Here is a 19082-nt window from a genome sequence, read left to right as displayed (position 1 = left end):
TATGGCACTGACAAAAGCTGAGATAGCAGCACATTTATCGGAAGAAATCGGATTAAGCAAGCGAGAAGCAAAAGAGTTTGTAGAATCTTTTTTCGAAGAAATTAAATCTACACTTGAAGCTGGTTCTCCAGTTAAAATTTCAGGTTTTGGTGGATTTGAACTTAAAGATAAAGGAGAACGGCCTGGTCGTAATCCGAAAACTGGCGAAGATATTCCTATTGAAGCCCGACGAGTTGTTACTTTTAAAGCTGGTCAGAAACTGAAAGAGTTAGTGGAAACTAGCCTATCAGATAAGCCTAATAAATAATTAATACTAAGTTTGATAATTAGGTCATTATTCAATTTGGCATTACATCTCCTTAAAAAAGTCGCTTAGCGGCTTTTTTTTTGCCTGAAATTTATAGTCCATCTTTGTTAATGTATAAGACAGTGATTAAACAACTGACTAGTTGAATCAATATATTATGAACTTAGACACAAACTTTTTTTTATATAACACTACAATTAATAGTGCTATTTTCTGATGGTTTAATAAGTCAACGGAATAGAGCGCTAGAATAATGAGAAGACAAGAGAATAGAGAAGTACGCTTTCAAATAAACAAATAAAAAGTCGATGAGGTTTATTGCCGTGAATAAGTATAAGAAAATTGTGATCTTAACAGGCGCTGGTATTTCAGCTGAGTCAGGCATTAGTACTTTTCGCGCAAAAGATGGTCTATGGGAAAAGTATAAACTTGAAGACGTCGCGACCTTAGATGGGTATAAACGCGATCCGGAATTAGTGTTAGATTTTTATAATAAACGTCGTCAGAGTTTTTGTTTAGGCACCAGTAAGCCTAATGCTGCACATTATGCATTAGCAGAACTCGAAGAAAAATTCGAAGGTGAATTCTTACTCGTCACACAAAACATAGATAATTTGCATGAACAAGCCGGCTCTAAAAATGTGATTCATATGCATGGCGAGTTATTAAAAGTACGTTGTGCCAAAACAAACCAAGTTATTCCATGGACAACTGATCTTACCAGCGATGATTTTTGTACCTGTTGCCAATACCCATTGCCACTTCGCCCGCATATTGTTTGGTTTGGAGAAATGCCACTAGGGTTAGATATTATTTATCATCATCTTGCACAAGCTGATTTGTTCATCGCTATTGGTACTTCTGGAACGGTTTACCCTGCTGCAGGTTTTGTTGAAGAGGCCAAAAGCGTTGGCGCAGAATCAATGGAAGTCAATCTCGAACCCAATGAGGTCGATAATCATTTTGATATTATTTTAAAAGGAAAAGCGTCGAAATTAGTGCCAGAGTTAGTTAAAACACTATTAGCTTAAAGAGATTAAAAAATAACGTGAAGTATCCTATACAGTTGATTTTTAAATAATACGCATAAGCGCCTAATCTACTTGAAAAGCTAACAGAACCCCCTACAATGATTCGCTGCTGAACCGCTGTTATTTAGCCGTTATTTAGCTTTTATTTAGCTCTTATTTATTTTAGTAGGGAAGTTAGCTTGTTATGAACTCAAAATATTTTGTATTAGGTGGTGATATTAAAAAATCACTGGCTGAAGGATACCGATTCGATTTAAAGAAATTGTTATTAGATTCCCTTAAAGTGACCCGTAAACACTTTTTACCGCTCCTCACTTCCTGTATTTTTATTATGCTTATTTCCTTTGCTTTATTAAGTCTCTTCATTGATGGTAGTGCCTCTTTGAGCGACCCTAAAGTCATTGGTGCTTTTTTTGTTTTTGCCTTATTAATTGCTCCGCCCTTAATGACGGGGTTAGTGATGATGGGCGTACATCACTCGGTTGGTTTAAAAACTAACTCCTTGCATTTATTTAATTATTTCAAAATGTTATTGAAACTATCATTAGCCGCAATGATGGTTAATTTGATGACAAATGCGGCAAGTATTGCGCTTGGACAAGTCTTTGGCAGTGCTGGCTTTGTATTGTCTATTATCGTTTTATTATATTTAAAAATGTCTTTCTGTTTGGTTTATCCTTTAATTGCCGAAAAGAAAGTCTCTCCTGTTGTCGCTTTAAAACTGTCTTTTAAATTAGTACATAAAAATATCGGGCAATTCACTCAATTGCTTATTATTTTTTGTGCATTATTCCTTGTTGGTATTTTAACGTCTGGTATTGGTTTGTTATTTGTCATCCCATTTTGCATTAATGTCATTGGCCTTGTTTATCGAGACATTTGTGGCGTGAGCATCGCTGTGACAGAAGCACCTGAATCAAATGATAATGATACTAATGGATCAGATGATCACCATTCAGGCCCTAAAAGCGGCGGCTTTGAAGCTTAATATCATTCATAAGTAATAAAGTAAGGAATAAAGCATGCGCCTATTATTTGTAGTTACGCTAATGTTGTTTGCTTCATTTAGCCAAGCATCAACCATCAAGCTTAATTATTCGGTTTTCTTTAGTTACATGAAAACCATGTATAAATTAGATTACCCTTATGTAACCACTGCTTTTTATTTAGTAGACAGTGATAACCAACGTTTATGCCATATTAATAATGCAGAGATCGTTGTTGAAGAGGTTAATGAGCCGATTCTTTTCCAACCGGAAGGGCGCTTATTACCCTTTTATTCAGATCAGCACCGTCAAGATGGCGCGGTATTAGTCGTCGATCTCGACGATGGAAAAACACTCTCTAGCTGTAACTTACAAATCACCGTCATGGCAAAAGAACGCGAGCTTGCGAATTTGAATGAACAAAAGCTAGACGCCATTGCAGAGCAACTCGAAGGTGTCTTAAAGAAAAATGCAGGCATGATTGGTAAATACTTTTTGCCTGAGTTTGCAGGCGTTCGGTTAACACCCACTTCTACATTAACTGAATCACAGTTAAAGGCCTTAGGCGACCAAGTTAGTATGGCAAGTAATGGCGATCTTTTACTGAAAAAAGATGCTTTCAACATAATAAATAAAATAAATGAACTTAACCTTTTACTTAAACGTATAACTCCATGGATGGTAAATAATAACCCTAATTAAATTAAAGGTTTAATAGAGGTTATTAACGTCATACATTTTGATAGTATGATCATATTGCAAGTAAAAAGTTATAAGCACAAAATGATAAGTACAAGCACTTAGGAGTTATTCTTGAAATTTACAGATAAAAAAGCAGTTTTATTTGATTTAGACGGTACCTTAATTGATAGCGCACCCGATTTAGCATTAGCTATTAACCACATGTTAACGAGCATTGGTCGTGAAGAAATCTCTCCGGCTATTATTCGTTCTTGGGTAGGTAATGGTGCAAGTATTTTAGTACAAAGAGGCCTATCTGGTCAGACCGACATTGATGAGAACTTAGACCCTGAACTACTAGAAAAATCACTGGCTATCTTCCTTGATTTTTATGCTAACAATTTATGTGTTGATACGGTTACTTACCCTCACGTACGCTCATCACTTAAAATATTGAAAGCCAAAGGTTACCAATTAGCGATTGTGACCAATAAACCGTATGACTTTATTCAGCCTATTCTGGATGGATTAGAGTTGAATGGATTGTTTGAGCTGTTAGTGGGTGGCGATACATTAGAAAAACGCAAACCAGATCCTCTCCCATTACATTACGCGTGTGAAAAGTTAGGTGTCACGGTAGAACAATGTGTGATGGTCGGTGACTCTAAAAATGATGTACTGGCTGCGAATGCTGCAAATATGCAGAGCATTGGTTTAACTTACGGTTATAACTACGGCGAAGACATTAACGAACATAATCCAGATATTAGTTTTGATGATTTTGCTGACATTATTGCGACGCTTTCTGATATTAATGAATATGAATTAAGCGAGTAATTACAGTCTTTTAACATAGATATAAATGGTTTCATAATGACTAACAGTAACATGTCAGATAAAAAAATTGCAGTTATAGGTGGCGGTATAGCAGGGGCGTCAATTGCCCTGTACTTAAGCGAAATAGGGCTAAAAGTTGACTTGTTTGAAAAAGGCACCAGTTTAGTAAATGGACCTCCTATCTGTCATCTACATGCTGGTGGTAACTTATATAGAGAAATACCAGACGAACAATGCGTCACTCTATTACATGAGTCTATCGAAGCATTAAGACTTTATCCTGATTCAGTTGATTACCGCCCAACTGTAATAGCAATACCCGCTCAAGATGCTGGACAGCCTTTAGATTTGTTACCGCGTCTGTCTTTATTACAAGACGAGTATCAAAAGCTAATCGATAAAGATACTAATAATAAAGTGCTTGGTGAAGTGACCGATTATTATCGTTTATTTGAGCAAAAAGAACTACAAGCATTGGCTTTATTAGATGAACACAAAATACCTAAAACGGCCGAGCAATGGATGATCCCATTTGCCAAACATACCGACCTTTCGTTAGTTAAATTTCCTGTTGTACTCGTACAGGAGTTTGGTTGGAATGTGTTTCGTTTAGGGGCAACGGCTGCACTTTCTCTAGAGAAAAATGCACTGTGCAATATACATCTAAACAGCAAGGTTACTAAGCTACAACAAAATCAACAAGCGCAATGGCAACTTCATTGTATCGAAGAGGATGTCGAAAGTGACTATCACTTTGATTACATCATCAATGCGGCCGGTTTTAAAACCGGTGATATAGATGATTTAGCGGGGTTCCATCGTGATCGCTTAGTTGAATTTAAAGCTGCTTATGTGACGCAATGGCAAGGCACAGAAGGCTTGTGGCCAGAAGTCATCTTCCATGGGACGCGAGGCACACCACAAGGGATGGCACAATTTACCCCTTATGCAGATAACCTTGTGCAGTTACATGGCATGACCGATAAAATTACTTTATTTGAAGACGGTTTAGTAGAGAGCTCAAAATTCAGTTCTCAACCCAAGCTTGATGCTAGTTTTCTGCGTAAAATAGATAAAGGCTGGTTAGAGAAAGAGATAACGATACGTGGGCAACGTGCCATTGATCATTTGTCTCAATATATTCCAGCGTTTAAAAATGCCCATGTCGCGGGAAAACCTTTGTTTGGCGCGCAACAAATACCGGGTGATGATGCTAGTTTACGCACGGCAGGGATCTCTTTTGAAGGGAATAACTATGCGCGTTGTGAAATAGTGAAAGCCTCTTCGGTATTAACCTGTGCTGATGCATTAACTGAAAAGTTAGCTGAGCTTGGTTTTGTTGATCAACATAAAGTAGGGGCGCGTTTATTCCCGATCACCGATTCAATTGAGGATGAGGCGATTACTGAACGCTCTGAGCTTTACACACAACAACGTGGCTACCCGATAGCATTAGCGTATCGTAATATTAAGCAATCATAAGTAATTAAATATTTATAATTAATTAAACCTTAAATGATGTAATCAAAAGCAAATCCCATGACTCAACAGGTTATGGGATTTTTTGTTTCTGCATTCATATCCTTGAATTAATGTTCTCTTGGCACCATTATTAACGTTCAACGCCTAATTCTTAGTTAATGATATAAATAACACTCCCTAACATATTGAGTATATTGTGAATAATACTTCAACCGACGATGCCACTTTAAAAAACAAGTCTACTCCAAAAGACAAACTCAAAGCCTTCAATCGCTTATTACCTATATTTTCCTTTATAAAACCTTACAAATTAATGCTGTCATTGGCACTGCTTGCTTTATTAGTGACGGCTGCTATTAACTTGTCCTTAGGGCAAGCGGTGAAATCGGTTATCGACAATGGGTTTATTGCAGGCTCAGCGGAGCAATTACAAGCCACTATTTTAGGACTCGTTTTTCTGGTGGGGTTATTGGCGGTAGGCACGTTTAGTCGCTTTTACTTAATGTCGTGGTTAGGCGAACGGGTGAGTGCCGATATAAGAAAGGCGGTGTTTAATCGTATCGTCACGTTGCATCCCAGTTACTTTGAAGAAAATAGAAGTGGCGAATTAATGTCGCGGTTAACCACTGACACTGCGTTATTGCAATCCATTATCGGATCTTCCTTTTCCATGTCGTTACGTAGTTTGTTTATGTTGATTGGTGGATTGGTTATGTTATTTGTCACCAACTTGAAACTGTCTTTAGTCGTGATTGTCGCTGTGCCTTTTATTTTAATACCGATGTTGGTTTACGGTCGAAAAGTGAGAGCCTTAGCTGAAACGTCACAGGGTGCGATTGCGGATATTGGCACTTATGCTGGTGAAATCATTCAAAACATTAAAGTCGTGCAAAGTTATACGCATGAAGCCAGAGAGCAAATCGCTTTTGGTCATGAAGTTGAGAAAGCCTTTGTGGTCGCTAAAAGCCGAGTGAAACAACGTTCGTTTTTAATTGCCATTGTCATCTTCCTAACCTTCGCGGCAATTAGCAGCATGTTATGGATTGGTGGAATGGATGTGCTCTCAGGTAACATGACCGGTGGTGAATTAGGCGCGTTTGTTTTTTACGCCATTATCGTCGCGACGTCGGTGGCGACCATCGCAGAAGTGTATGGAGAACTCCAACGTGCAGCAGGGTCAGCCACGCGCTTGCTCGACTTATTAAAAGTAGAAAGCGATATAAAACAACCTAATCAACCAAGCATCATGAAAGCACAATCATCATCAGCGATTACCTTTGAACACATTAATTTCTCTTATCCTTCTCGTCCAGATATCCCCGCATTACATGATATTAATTTAGTGATCCCAACAGGAAAAACCGTCGCGTTAGTAGGACCGTCGGGCGCAGGGAAAACAACACTATTTGAATTGCTACAACGATTTTATGACCCGCAACAAGGTCACATCAAGTTTAACGACACTGATATTACCCAACTTTCATTAACTGACTTACGTAATGCAATGGGAATGGTGCCGCAACAGCCGATCTTATTTAGTTCTGATGTTTGGCACAATATTCGTTACGGCAATCCACAAGCGACCGATGCACAAGTCATTGAAGCCGCAAAGCGTGCTCATGCCGATGAATTTATTAATGAGCTACCACAAGGTTACGCGAGTTTCTTAGGTGAGCAGGGCGTGCGGCTATCAGGCGGACAAAAACAACGTATTGCATTAGCAAGAGCGATTTTAAAAGACCCTCATGTTTTATTATTAGATGAAGCCACCAGCGCCTTAGATGCGCAGAGTGAAAGCCACGTTCAAGCTGCACTGAATGAGCTAATGGCCAATAGAACCACGCTAATTATCGCCCATCGCTTATCGACAGTGATAGATGCAGACTTAATTGTAGTCATGGACAAAGGCAGAATCGTTGATACAGGTAATCATCACTCGTTATTAACCAGTTCAGCTTTATATAAAAAGTTATGCGACCTACAGTTTGATAAAAGCAATTTGAATAAATAATAGGGTTGTCGGAAGCTTTAACGAAAGCGTTAAATAATAAAGTGAGACAAGCTTATTTATAAGGACTATTTGTAAAAACTATTTTAAGGGCTATTTATAAGCACTATTTACAAAGTCTATTTACAGGTGCTACTCGCAATCATCAATAAGGTTATCTGCTTTTGCTCTCTATTTTTTATTATCAGTAGAAGTACCTGATGCTTGCTCACCGCGAAGTGCTTTTTGTGCGCGTTCATCAAGTGGGATACAGCAACGTTTATTTTCAGGCGTTAAGCCCATTTCATCTAACCAATCGCAATAGGTTTTCCACACTTTTTTTATTATGTTCATAAAACCTTCATTTCTATTAATAATTTAGTTATTAGCAGTGCATATAATACAGCGTTATTACATTCAAAAAATGAATAAATAGTGATTTTATGCTTTGTTGTGTGCTGGGTCCGTTTGTTGTGGCGGAATTATACTGGTGGCTCATTTGTCGCTTCTAAGACTTAATTTTATATATTTTAGCCAAATAGGACATCTAATTATTAAAATAGTATACAGAACTATTAAGAAGCACTGCCTATTTATTAGGGGTGCTTTACTGTGGGTAAATGACTTCCAAAATAGCCGATTGCAACTTTTTTAGAGGTGAAATCAACAAATATATGCATTCTTTTTCCAGATTCAAAATTTTTTACATGTTGCTCAAACATTATATTTCCTAAATCAGGGTGCTCAAACTCTCGTTGCCTAGCATATTTCGGTCTTTCCATTGTAGTCTTACTTTCACCTGAAATACTTAAATCTAAGCCTAACTTAAGCTCCTCTAAATTATTAGAAAGTAGTATCGCTTGATTAAGTTTCTTTAATACGTAGTTTATTTTAAAGAAGTCATTGGCACTTATTGCAGATGAAGAAAAATTTTTTAATACATTTTTACAAAAAATAAGATTTGGAAAATCTTGATTTTCTTTGATCTCTAAAGAGGTCAGATAGTCTTTATTAGACTGTCTTACATTTTTTATTTTAATAATATAATTTTCTAAATGCTCAAGAGAACAAATATTTGGGACATCGATTAAATCTTCTTTCCATATGTTGTTATCATCCCAGTTTTTAATGATTTTTATTGGGTTTTGTAACCAGTATTCTTGTGATGGAAAGCTTAATGCGCAAGATCCTATAGTTGCAGCTAGACCTAAACTAGATACTTCGATGTCTCGGCTACAAGACAACGAAAACATCAATTCATCAAGAGAATCACGTAATTTATCTTCTAAAATAACTATAGGGCAACTGACTTTACTCAATACATTTTTAACAAGCTTTGAGCTATCATTGTCAAGTTTGTTAATCCATTCCGAAAAAACAAAATCATCTGCGTAATGCAAGCTATTCCAATTCCCCAAGGGGTCATCGTTATGGTTAAAACCAATACCTTCATAATCTGCCAAATGAATGAGTTTGAAGAGTGTTTTTAATTCACTAATACATTTTTCTTTTGTTGAAAATGGAAGTGAAGCTTCGTTAATAATTAAGTTCATACTAATTACTTTCGATTAGAAAATTTAGAGTTTTTTCCCATTCATCAAAAAAGCCTTTAGGCCAAAAATTAATGCGCCCTGAAGATTCAATCCTTACTTTTTCTATTAAAGCTGAATGTTCAGAACTTTCGATATTTCTTGATAAAAAATATGCACACACATTTTCAAAATCAATTAAGTTTGATTTCACAGCCATTCGAATACCATTTAAAAAGTGGTCACTATGAGTTTCAATAATGATTTGAACTTCGTTCTGTGCAGCAATAGCAATAAGCTTTGCAACTAGCGATTGCCCAGCGGGGTGTAAATGAGATTCTGGGTTCTCAATAAGTAAAAGATCGCCTGGACGAGCGCTAAGAATAGCGGTTACAACAGGCAGAACATAAGTTAAACCAAAGCCTGTATTTTCAGGGCGGAAAGTTCCGGTCAACTCATTGCCGCTGGAAAATTTATAATGCAGACTAGCTTTATTAATTTCTGGAATTAATTTGGCTATAACTTTTGTTCCTGGAGTTATTTCAGACATCCATGCATTAAGATGATCAATTAAATATTCTGTTTTAGCTGAGGGGTGTTTATATCCCTTAATAGTAATAGGATCATTTCCGTGTTCAGCTAGAAAGTGAGCTGTATATTCTCCTTTCGACCCGACAGATCTATGTTGATTTACCGCATAATCTGATACGTCATAAATTGTTTTCGGGCTTATTCGCTCAGCTGACAAATATTGAAATGAAGAAGAGAATAATGATTCTTCAAAAGGAGTCCCTGTAAGGTTGTCATCATGCATCCGGATAGGCTGCATATCGGATGTTTTACGATATTCAAAATGTAAATCAAGACTAGAATTAGGCCAGAATAGACTTATATCAATACACTCCTCTTCAGCATCATTAAAAAGAAGATCGCTACCAATTCCTATATTTATGTATTCGCCAGTTAAAGATAGCCCAGTATTTGGTAACATGTGCTTTTCAAATGATTGTCTTAATAATAACATTGATTGAAGGACTGTCGATTTACCCATGCCATTTAAGCCAGAAAATAATGTTAGTGGTTCTAAATCAAATACTTCATCCTTTATAGACTTGAAGTTTTTTAACGTTAATCGTTCTATCATGTTATTTCTCAATTAATATATTGTTAATTAGGCTTTGTACCATTTCAAATCTTATTAAAACGTTTTCAGTATTCGCCGTAGATAAAGTAATAGAGTCTATGAATTCAGAATCTTGTAACAATGCTCTTAGGCCACTTCTAAACTCTATTTTATTATTCACCAGAGTCTCTCTTTCTGCTAAATTTAATCGAGCAAGTGAGACTGAAACAGCCTCAAACAGTGGCTTATTTACAACTTTGTTCGTATGCTGATCTGCTAATGAACGTTTAAATGCATCTTCATCAAAAATCTTATAGGCCATTTTTATGGTATCGATAAAATTTTTACCTAATTCATTTAGTTTATCAATGCTTAGCTCACCAAGTTCGATCATTGCTAAATCTAAAAATTTAGGTAGAGAAGACTTATACCCTTGTGTGCCAAATAGAGTAAATGCCATATGTCTAAGGACTAATTCCTGATGTGCTTGCCTATTACTTTTGTTTCTCACTACTAGCTTAAATGAATCTTTATGAACAATCTTTGTGAGGAATTTAGATGCTACACCATCTCTAACAGATTGACTCATTGCATGCCTGATTTCTTGAGGTGTTAATTTCAATCCTCCAGTATTAATTCGATTAAATAGAGCATATTTAATTAACGTTGGTGTTCCTGGCTTTATTAGGTATACAGATGTTTGGAATTCATCAATTCTTCGTGTTAATGAACGAGGAAGCTCATCAAATTTTTTACCTTCATAATCGGTAAGGAATTCGAGGTTTGTCAGAACTAATGTTTTCTTAATTACAAAGTTGTTTATTGCGGATAATCTTTGTAATCCATCAACGACTTGCCATTTTTCATCTTCATATGCGTCAAAATAGAATGCGGGAATTGGTAGCCTGATGAGAATTGATTCAATTAATCTGCTTTGGGCTTGCTTACTCCATAAATCAGGAGATCTTTGAAATTCAGGCATTAAATCAATTTCATCATTCTTAAGTCTAGAAATCAGAGCTCCTAAATTTGGAGTTGAGATGTTGACATCTACCTTATTTGGGTCAAAAGGCTTCGCAATACCATCTTGGTCACCAAGATCTTCATACTCAAATTCTTCTCCATTAAATTGTTCATATTTATCTATTTCAATTGGATTTGACATTAATTTAACCTTTTTAACATTTTACTATTAGTTTGATTACTCTAGATATTAATAACGTAAATCGTTACATCAGGATTTTGTAAATATTTTACTTTTCTTTGAATTCATACCCAGTTCGCGTTATGCAGAAGTAAGACGCGCGTTTCTGAGTAATCATATTATTTATAAAAGCGACCGTCATAGAAGCTGCTTCAGATACTTTCTTTCTATCGGTACCATAGTAATCATTTATCATATTTTCTATAGATATTTTTATTTAATGTAACCTTAAATATTTATTTATAACATAATCATTATATATCAAGCTGTTCAATTAATTGACAATAATCCAATATAACACTGCTTGTTAAGGTATATTTTTTTGTCTGAGGCTACAACAAAAAAAGAGTCTGGTATTTGATTGTTCATTTATAAAAAAGATCTGGACAGCCATCTATTTGAATAATTGCCATCGTTAAATTATCTTTTATAAATGCGTATTTTTGCATTTAGGAGGTAGTTTATTATGACTCAATCTCGCCAATCACAAGTATCATTATCCTACACCTTATTACCACTGTATTTCGCGTTGTGTTCGCAGAACTTACTTGTGTGGTGCAGTTAAATATAGTGACAAGTCATTTGAGCATCGATGCCAGTGGATGATTGAACGAATGCGTTATTTTCCTCTATCAATAATCCAACCTAATTAACCTCATAAACACTCTTACAACTCAATTTAATCAATCATTTATTGAAAAGTGAATAATCTATTTGAATCTCAAGTAAATATAAAATACTGTGTTTTTATAATTAAAATTCGGACTGAGAATGATAAATTCTACAGCTTCGTTATAAGTACAAGGAGTTCACGTGACCGTTAATCTATATGCAGTTCTCTTATTCATTCCTTTTTGTTTAGCTGCGAATGAAACTACAGCTCATCTCCCTGAAGACGTTTCTAATTTCGTGGAGCAGAGAGATGGTTGTGATCATTTTCGAGGTGAATCTCCATATGACGAAGAAAGACGAAAGTTCCTTAATCAAATGGTAACGGAATTATGTGTTGGAACGGACGAGCAACTTAATGCATTAAAAATTAAATATGAAAAAAATAGTGAAGTTATTAACTCTCTAGCAAAATATGATGTTGATATTGAGCTGTAAAGTGCATACAACAGGGACTTAAAATCAGAATAAAACTATATATGACCAGTCATTTCACTTCAGTAATTTATCCAGTTTTTTCTCATCGTCACTTATGAAACGAACCCCCAGTGTCGTAAAAAACACAATAATACCTACTGTAATTAGATCAAAAAGAACCGTGGTCAACTTGGCGATACGTTTCTTTAAACTATTATTGAATGGGCAGGGGGAACGACCTTAGAGGTTGTGACTGATAAACTTGCTAGTTACTCTGCGGCAAAAAAGAATTAATGCCAAGTGTGAAGCACTCAACTATTTAGTATGAAAATAACTTAGTATGAAAATAACGGATGTGAATTATCGTATCAACCTACTTGGTAGCAATAAAGGCTGATGCGACGATTCAAATTAAAGGGGAAAGCCTAGCGTTTTTAAGATGCTAGGGTGGTAAATAACCTGTTTCGTTTTGGCCGTCATTTAATGCAGTAAAACCTTATTGATCATGTCGTTATCGCTACCTTTCGAAATGGAAGCGGGTTAGTTGCGTCATAAACTTAAACTAGGGCTGCTTGGATCACCTTTAGCCGATCCAAGCAGATAAGTGACGGTATCGACCGGAAATCCGACTCGAAACCTGATTCGAAACCCGACACAAAATAAATAAGTTAAAGGATGACGGACTTTATCAACATAGCCACAATACCTAGCGCTAGAACACTAGCAATCCAAATGCCAACGAACCAAGCTAGTTTCTTATATTTTTTCCAAGCCATTAGTGGTACCCATCTTCAGGTCTTACTTTACCCCTGAATACCCAATATGCATAAGCGGTATAGATTAAAATAAGCGGTACTAAAACTATCGTCCCCATTAGTGCGAATTTTAAACTTGAATCAGGCGCGGCTGCTTCAGCGATGGTTAAACTTGGCGGTACAATATTAGGGTAAAAACTAATAAGAATACCGATGAAGCTGAGTACAAATAAGCCAAGTGAGGCAAGAAATGGCTGCGCTTCTTTATCATGCTTTAATCCCTTAAATAGTAACCATGTGCACAGTGCTAACAAAGCTGGCACTAACACACTAAACACACTACCAGGCAACGCGAACCAACGATGGAAATAAGCGGGATCTTGGAAAGGGGTGGCAATACTAACAACGCCTATAAAGCCTAGGGTCGCAATGCCTAACCATTTTGCATAACCGCGCATTCTAGTTTGTAGTTCACCTTCTGTTTTCATGATTAACCAGGTAGAGCCCAATAAGCCATAGCCAATGACCACTGCACATCCAGTGAATAATGAAAATGGGGTCAGCCAATCCCACCAACCGCCAGCGTAGGCACGGTTTGACACTTCAATGCCTTGTACTAATGCACCAAGCGAAATACCTTGAGTAAAGGCGGCTATCACTGAGCCCGCGAAGAAAGAAAAGTCCCAAACAGGCTTCCAACGCACGGTTCTCCAGCGATATTCAAAGGCAACGCCTCGGAAAATTAGCGCTAGCAACATGAGTATAATAGGCATGTACAAGGCTGGCATAATAACGGCATAAGCTAGCGGGAAAACAGCAAATAAACCGCCGCCTGCCATTACTAGCCACGTTTCATTACCGTCCCAAACGGGAGCAATAGTATTCATCATCACGGACTTGTCTTGTTCTGATTTAGCCGACGGAAACAAAATACCGATGCCTAGATCAAAGCCATCTAAAATGACATAACATAGTACGGCGAATGTGATAATGATGGCCCAGATAAATGATAATTAAAATTCCACGATCTTCTCCTTGGTCATCTGATTTATGTTCTACATGAATTGTTTCAATAATTTGTTTTTCTGCAGTTCTGATAGGACCGTCATTCATATCAACGCCTGATGTAGTTGGTAATTTATTCATCAATCTTAAGATATAGTAAGTACCTGCTCCAAAGACAAAGAAATAAACGATGATAAATGCGATTAGGGATACCGCAACTGCAGGTGCAGCAATCGGAGCAAGACTATCGGAGGTTCGCAATAACCCGTAGACGGTGAAAGGTTGACGACCGACTTCAGTAGTAACCCAACCTGCGAGTACGGCAACAAACCCCATTGGCCCCATCACAATCGCTGCTCGTTTTAACCAATCATCATCATAAAGCTTGCCACGCATGCGTCTCCAAAAACTCCATATCGCCAAGCCTAGCATCGCAAAGCCCAGGGAAATCATAATTCGGAAACTCCAGAACACAATGGCAACAGGTGGCTCATCTTCATCTGCAATCGTATCTAGACCAGCAAGCGGCGCATTTAAGTCATGCTTTAAAATTAAGCTAGACATTTTAGGTATCTGAATAGCGTAATCAATTCGCTTTTCTTCTGGATTAGGGATACCAAATAAAATCAGTGGTGCACCTTCTGGGTGACTATCATAGTGTCCTTCCATCGCCATCACTTTGGCTGGTTGGTGCTCTAAAGTGTTTAAGCCGTGAAAGTCTCCCACAAGAATTTGCAAAGGCGCTGCAATTATTAACATTCCCATCGCCATTGAAAACATGCGACGAGCAGCAACATCTGCCTTTCTTCTTAGTAGGTGTAAAGCGCCGACAGCACCAACAACGAGCGCCGTTGTCAGGAATGCCGCTACTACCATGTGTACTAAACGATAAGGGAATGATGGGTTAAACACTATCTGCCACCAATCTTCTGGAACAAATTGTCCTACCTCATTAATACTATAGCCAGCGGGTGTTTGCATCCACGAATTAACGGATAAAATCCAAGTGGCTGACATTAAAGTACCAAAGGCAACCATAGAAACTGCGAACATGTGTAGTTTATTACCCACTCGCTCACGTCCAAATAAAGCGATGCCTAAAAAGCCCGCCTCGAGGAAGAACGCAGAGAGTACTTCATAGGCCATAAGTGGCCCGAGTACTGGCCCTGTTTTGTCTGAAAATACCGACCAGTTAGTGCCAAATTGATAGGACATAACAATACCGGAAACGACCCCCATACCAAAGGCAACTGCGAAAATTTTCTTCCAGTAGTTAAACAAAAATAGATAGGTTTCATCATGAGTTTTTAGCCACATACCATTCAATACGGCTAGAAAACTGGCGAGTCCAATCGAAAAAACTGGAAATATAATATGAAAGGAGATAGTGAATGCAAACTGAATTCTGGCAAGTGTCTCCGCGGTGAAGTTTTCAAACATAACCATAGACCTCATATAAGTTAGATTTTAAATTCTGTTAAACTCATGTAGCAATCAAATTAGTATTGAAACAAAAGCAACATTAGATATTACTTTTAAATGAAAAATGACCTTGGTTAAACTTATTGTCATCACTTTAGTCATTGATGGTTTTGATACACTGTATGCGTCGCAAACATTATCAACTTCTAATTTTTTACATTTATGAATACTAATACGTAAAAGGGCTGTTCAAGGTTCAATTAAGAGGGCTATTTTTGTCTGATGACTTCCTCATCGGAATAGACCCAGTAAAAGGTAATTAAGTGATCAGAGCCTTAAATTACTTTCATTATTTTATACAAAGATTCAGATTATCTACATTGAGAAGGGGACTCCTTAATAATCTAAACCCACGATGTATAGACGCTCGTTAACGTTATCTTCTGATTGGTTCTTCTGATTGGTAAATGGGATCAATCTCTTCAAATCTGAAACAAACAGCGTAATGCTGGTATTTCTTTAAAACTTCATTATTACAATCAAAAACTATCCGCAACGTTACTTTTAAAAATATCTATAACACCTATGCAGGATAATAATCTGCAAAAACCTTGAACTGTAGTTAGGATGCTTAACGAAGAGCTGATTAATCAATGTTGAAGAAAAAGAAGGGGATCGTTTTGTATTTGTTGATTATTTAAGTTAGGTTTATATTGTTTACTCTTAATTTATAAGAGCATTGATGAATTGTCGGTTACGTTGAGAGTTAATTCATACATTCCAGTTTGGTCCTATATTTTTACAAAACTTAAATTTGATTCTGATATTTTTTTAAACGAAAAGGTAAGAAGAACTCCTGAAAATATGCGTCAATTAAATAATAAAGGTATACATAATTATGGTTGATTTTAGTCGACTGGCCTATGTCGATCTTGAAACTACAGGCGGTAAGCCAACCCGCGACAGTATTACAGAGATTGCCATCGTACAAACCCTAGATGGGGTGATAACAGAAAAGTGGCAATCGCTGGTGTGCCCTGATACTTCTATTCCGTTGATGATTCAAAAACTGACCGGTATTACGCCGGAAATGGTTGCTGATGCTCTGACTATAGATGAGCTGATTCCGACGATTCTTGACTTGTTTGAAGGGCATGTTGTTGTCGCGCATAATGCCCGATTTGACGTAAGCTTTTTACGTAATGCCTTCAAACAAAATGGGGTTGAGTTTAAGTACCCAGTAGTCTGCACTGTTAAGCTTTCACGGAAAATGTACCCTCAATTTAAAGTGCATAACCTTGATAGTATCATTAAGCGATTTGATTTAACTTGTGAGGCTCGCCATAGGGCAATGGGTGATGCAGCTGCCTTACCTCAATTAGTGTCACGTATGGTCGATGACTTTAATGAGGAAAATGTATTCGCTGCGATGCAATTACAGCAAAAACTTTCTAGTATCCCACCTCATTTAAATCCTGAACTATTCGATAAGATGCCAAACGAACCTGGGGTTTATTTATTCTATGGTGAAAGTGGTGACTTATTATACGTAGGTAAAAGTGTACAAATTAGAGCCCGTGTTATTTCTCACTTTTCTAGTGATCATCGTCATGATCGAGAAATGCGTATGGCGCAACAAGTGCATAATATTGAATGGATTGTCACTGCAGGTGAGTTTAGTGCTTTGATTTTAGAGTCAGAATTAGTGAAGTCGCGTTCTCCATTATTTAACAGACAGCTACGTAAACAAAAAACGCTGTTTACTCTGTATTGGGAAAATGATTTAAAAGAGAATGTTTTAGCGCCCCAAATTATTGATATAAACAGCTTAAGCACCGAGTCAAAAAAAGCGTCATTGAAAAATACCTATGGGCTTTATAAAGGGCGAAGAGGGGCAAATGAATCACTGCGTAAATTGAAAGACGAACATAATTTATGTGCGATTCAACTGGGTTTAGAGAAAGGCAAAGGACCTTGTTTTGCCTACCAACTTAAAAAATGTAAAGGGATATGTTGTGGTAAAGAAAACCCACTTATCTATCAAATGCGGATGCAGCAGGCCTTAGCACCAATCAAACTTAAAGGTTGGCCATACCAAGGTGCAATTGGCATTAAAGAATACAATCAAGAAAGCGATATCAGTTGTATTCATATTATTTCGCATTGGTTGTATTTGGGCAATGTTAGTAATGAAAGTGAGTTGGAAAGTTTTGACTTTGATACGACGGTTAAACTCGATACTGATTTTTATAAAATATGTATCTCTCAACTACAAAAAAATCATACGCTCATCACCTTAGAAAATGTTGATAGTACTATTGATACGACTACAGATAACACTCTCAATAGCGCTATTGAGAACTAAGTGCTGATTAATTCATGTTGATAAAAAAGCACAAATTTACATTAACAATATTTGCTATGTAACTTTGTGCTTCAAAGGTCTTTGTTGTTTGTGGCGAGTATTTTAGATTATACAATCTAGACATAAAATAAAGCATTTGGCTGTCTAGCTTTTTTGCTCACTAAGTCGCAATGGGACACTTAGCGAGATAATAATTATTATTTTTTATATGCATTAAAGTACAAAAAATACTGCTCTACAATCTCATGAGTATAACGGTGAAATAAGTTCTAATAAGACAGAAATTTTGTATTGGTATGACTATAAATCTGTGACCAGCTTTAATTGACCACGACAGTCTTAGCTATTAGTAAGTACCCTGTATACCTACAATTATGAACGCAGTGCGTTAAAAATCACCCCTAGCCTTAAAGTTATTTATTCGTATCACTCTATTGCCTCCACGTAAAAATACCAATGATGAATGCACTCATTAACTCATTTAAAGTATATCTATTATCCCCTTTATTAAACTTAACACTTGTCTAATTTACTTGATCTATATTAAACACTTGTTTAGCATAGTGATTCGAGACTTGAGGTATAGAGAAAATAAACATGGAAAAAAATACTAAAAAACGCTCTGAGCAAGAACGCTCACATGAGACAAAATTAAAAATTCTTAATATTGCCCTTAATGAGTTCGCTTCTTCAGGTTTTGAGGGTGTTTCTATCCGAGTTATTGCAACGCGAGCTGGCGTAAATCACACACTTATCTCTCATCACTTTGGTAACAAAGAGGCACTCTGGAAAGCAACAGCTGAATGGGCTTTTGGGATTTACGATAAAAAATTTATGGAACGTCGAGAAGCGCTTAAGAAAGTAGAAACATATGAAATGATCCGTGTACTTATAAAAGATTTCGTAGAGTTTTGTGCAAAATATCCTGATTTTCATAGATTTATGCTACAGGCGAACCAAAGTGATACTAAGCGACTTAATTGGCTTACCGATCGTTTCCTACGTTCAGGAGCTGACGCCGAGTTAGGGGTTTTGCAACAAGCCCAGGAATTAGGGCTAATGCCTCAAGGAGATAGCTTACACATACGGTATCTCTTCATTGGTGCCGCAACATCAATCTTTATTTTTGCCCCTGAATTTTCACGACTTTCAGGCACAGACCCTTTTTCGGAAGATATCATGGAACAACATGTTAAATACCTTTTAAGCCTATTTAGTGACAAAACAACTTTAAACACTAAATAGAAAACATAGTGCATCTTCAATTAACACGAAGGACTAC

General features: G+C 36.9%; 17 protein-coding genes. 10 read left to right on the top strand and 7 right to left on the bottom strand.

Features of this window, described 5'->3' with window-relative positions:
- The first annotated feature begins 1 nt into the window (after nucleotide 1).
- From Q0794_RS03640 to Q0794_RS03610, 7 genes are all read left to right on the top strand, one after another.
- The gene (locus tag Q0794_RS03640) at nucleotides 2–307 is read left to right on the top strand and encodes an integration host factor subunit alpha (protein WP_025562469.1); all 306 of its coding nucleotides are present in this window, start codon (nucleotides 2–4) and stop codon (nucleotides 305–307) included.
- Nucleotides 308–615: 308 nt separating this feature from the next.
- A complete protein-coding gene (cobB, locus tag Q0794_RS03635; RefSeq protein WP_298940177.1) occupies nucleotides 616–1338 on the top strand; it encodes a Sir2 family NAD+-dependent deacetylase in 723 nt (240 codons plus the stop codon).
- 184 nt (nucleotides 1339–1522) lie between these two features.
- A complete protein-coding gene (locus Q0794_RS03630) occupies nucleotides 1523–2326 on the top strand; it encodes a hypothetical protein (RefSeq protein ID WP_298940176.1) in 804 nt (267 codons plus the stop codon).
- 34 nt (nucleotides 2327–2360) lie between these two features.
- Nucleotides 2361–3026: a DUF2987 domain-containing protein gene (locus Q0794_RS03625; RefSeq protein ID WP_298940175.1), complete on the top strand. Its 666-nt coding sequence runs from the start codon at nucleotides 2361–2363 to the stop codon at nucleotides 3024–3026.
- A gap of 111 nt (nucleotides 3027–3137) precedes the next feature.
- The gene (locus Q0794_RS03620; protein ID WP_298940174.1) at nucleotides 3138–3842 is read left to right on the top strand and encodes a phosphoglycolate phosphatase; all 705 of its coding nucleotides are present in this window, start codon (nucleotides 3138–3140) and stop codon (nucleotides 3840–3842) included.
- Between the two features lie 36 nt (nucleotides 3843–3878).
- On the top strand, nucleotides 3879–5324 hold the full coding sequence (locus Q0794_RS03615) for an FAD-dependent oxidoreductase (RefSeq protein ID WP_298940173.1): 1446 nt from the start codon (nucleotides 3879–3881) through the stop codon (nucleotides 5322–5324).
- Between the two features lie 196 nt (nucleotides 5325–5520).
- Complete coding sequence (locus Q0794_RS03610; protein WP_298940172.1) at nucleotides 5521–7335, top strand: ABC transporter transmembrane domain-containing protein; 1815 nt, start codon at nucleotides 5521–5523, stop codon at nucleotides 7333–7335.
- 168 nt (nucleotides 7336–7503) lie between these two features.
- Here Q0794_RS03610 and Q0794_RS03605 read toward each other — a convergent pair whose 3' ends face one another.
- The 4 genes from Q0794_RS03605 to Q0794_RS03590 all read right to left on the bottom strand — a co-directional run bounded on the left by Q0794_RS03605 (nucleotide 7504) and on the right by Q0794_RS03590 (nucleotide 11128).
- Nucleotides 7504–7665: a hypothetical protein gene (locus tag Q0794_RS03605; protein WP_298940170.1), complete on the bottom strand. Its 162-nt coding sequence runs from the start codon at nucleotides 7663–7665 to the stop codon at nucleotides 7504–7506.
- Nucleotides 7666–7907: 242 nt separating this feature from the next.
- Nucleotides 7908–8864 carry a hypothetical protein gene (locus Q0794_RS03600; RefSeq protein WP_298940169.1) on the bottom strand — a complete coding sequence of 319 codons (957 nt, stop codon included), beginning with the start codon at nucleotides 8862–8864 and terminating at the stop codon, nucleotides 7908–7910.
- A gap of 1 nt (nucleotide 8865) precedes the next feature.
- Nucleotides 8866–9984, bottom strand: a complete 1119-nt coding sequence (locus Q0794_RS03595; protein ID WP_298940168.1) for a DUF3696 domain-containing protein — start codon at nucleotides 9982–9984, stop codon at nucleotides 8866–8868.
- Nucleotide 9985: 1 nt separating this feature from the next.
- Nucleotides 9986–11128 (bottom strand): DUF262 domain-containing protein, encoded by a 1143-nt coding sequence (locus tag Q0794_RS03590; protein WP_298940166.1) that lies wholly within the window; start codon nucleotides 11126–11128, stop codon nucleotides 9986–9988.
- Nucleotides 11129–11980: 852 nt separating this feature from the next.
- On the opposite strand from Q0794_RS03590, the gene Q0794_RS03585 reads away from it, so the two are divergent.
- Nucleotides 11981–12274 (top strand): hypothetical protein, encoded by a 294-nt coding sequence (locus Q0794_RS03585; protein ID WP_298940165.1) that lies wholly within the window; start codon nucleotides 11981–11983, stop codon nucleotides 12272–12274.
- A 647-nt stretch (nucleotides 12275–12921) separates the two neighbouring features.
- Here the strand turns inward: Q0794_RS03585 and Q0794_RS03580 are convergent.
- The 3 genes from Q0794_RS03580 to Q0794_RS03570 are packed head-to-tail and all read right to left on the bottom strand — an operon-like array spanning nucleotide 12922 to nucleotide 15453.
- The gene (locus Q0794_RS03580) at nucleotides 12922–13029 is read right to left on the bottom strand and encodes a DUF2474 family protein (protein ID WP_298940164.1); all 108 of its coding nucleotides are present in this window, start codon (nucleotides 13027–13029) and stop codon (nucleotides 12922–12924) included.
- Entirely contained in the window at nucleotides 13029–14012 is a 984-nt protein-coding gene (gene cydB, locus Q0794_RS03575; RefSeq protein WP_366522500.1) for a cytochrome d ubiquinol oxidase subunit II, read from the bottom strand. Before cydB ends, Q0794_RS03580 begins: the two co-directional genes overlap by 1 nt.
- Entirely contained in the window at nucleotides 13954–15453 is a 1500-nt protein-coding gene (locus Q0794_RS03570) for a cytochrome ubiquinol oxidase subunit I (RefSeq protein ID WP_298940163.1), read from the bottom strand. Before Q0794_RS03570 ends, cydB begins: the two co-directional genes overlap by 59 nt.
- An 880-nt stretch (nucleotides 15454–16333) precedes the next feature.
- On the opposite strand from Q0794_RS03570, the gene Q0794_RS03565 reads away from it, so the two are divergent.
- On the top strand, nucleotides 16334–17800 hold the full coding sequence (locus Q0794_RS03565) for an exonuclease domain-containing protein (protein WP_298940162.1): 1467 nt from the start codon (nucleotides 16334–16336) through the stop codon (nucleotides 17798–17800).
- Between the two features lie 597 nt (nucleotides 17801–18397).
- Nucleotides 18398–19045 (top strand): TetR/AcrR family transcriptional regulator, encoded by a 648-nt coding sequence (locus tag Q0794_RS03560; RefSeq protein ID WP_298940161.1) that lies wholly within the window; start codon nucleotides 18398–18400, stop codon nucleotides 19043–19045.
- Nucleotides 19046–19082 lie beyond the last annotated feature (37 nt).

Source organism: uncultured Psychromonas sp., assembly GCF_947489755.1.
In the GTDB taxonomy this organism is placed as follows: domain Bacteria; phylum Pseudomonadota; class Gammaproteobacteria; order Enterobacterales; family Psychromonadaceae; genus Psychromonas.
Note: the sequence above shows the minus strand (reverse complement) of the source record. Positions and strands in the feature narration are given on the sequence as shown.

Excerpts from the sequence above, each read along its gene's own strand:
- Q0794_RS03640 (WP_025562469.1), top strand. The coding sequence starts at position 2 with ATGGCACTGACAAAAGCTGAGATAGCAGCACATTTATCGGAAGAAATC.
- cobB (WP_298940177.1), top strand. The coding sequence starts at position 616 with ATGAGGTTTATTGCCGTGAATAAGTATAAGAAAATTGTGATCTTAACA.
- Q0794_RS03630 (WP_298940176.1), top strand. The coding sequence starts at position 1,523 with ATGAACTCAAAATATTTTGTATTAGGTGGTGATATTAAAAAATCACTG.
- Q0794_RS03625 (WP_298940175.1), top strand. The coding sequence starts at position 2,361 with ATGCGCCTATTATTTGTAGTTACGCTAATGTTGTTTGCTTCATTTAGC.
- Q0794_RS03615 (WP_298940173.1), top strand. The coding sequence starts at position 3,879 with ATGACTAACAGTAACATGTCAGATAAAAAAATTGCAGTTATAGGTGGC.
- Q0794_RS03605 (WP_298940170.1), bottom strand. The coding sequence starts at position 7,665 with ATGAACATAATAAAAAAAGTGTGGAAAACCTATTGCGATTGGTTAGAT.
- Q0794_RS03600 (WP_298940169.1), bottom strand. The coding sequence starts at position 8,864 with ATGAACTTAATTATTAACGAAGCTTCACTTCCATTTTCAACAAAAGAA.
- Q0794_RS03595 (WP_298940168.1), bottom strand. The coding sequence starts at position 9,984 with ATGATAGAACGATTAACGTTAAAAAACTTCAAGTCTATAAAGGATGAA.
- Q0794_RS03590 (WP_298940166.1), bottom strand. The coding sequence starts at position 11,128 with ATGTCAAATCCAATTGAAATAGATAAATATGAACAATTTAATGGAGAA.
- Q0794_RS03580 (WP_298940164.1), bottom strand. The coding sequence starts at position 13,029 with ATGGCTTGGAAAAAATATAAGAAACTAGCTTGGTTCGTTGGCATTTGG.
- Q0794_RS03570 (WP_298940163.1), bottom strand. The coding sequence starts at position 15,453 with ATGTTTGAAAACTTCACCGCGGAGACACTTGCCAGAATTCAGTTTGCA.
- Q0794_RS03565 (WP_298940162.1), top strand. The coding sequence starts at position 16,334 with ATGGTTGATTTTAGTCGACTGGCCTATGTCGATCTTGAAACTACAGGC.
- Q0794_RS03560 (WP_298940161.1), top strand. The coding sequence starts at position 18,398 with ATGGAAAAAAATACTAAAAAACGCTCTGAGCAAGAACGCTCACATGAG.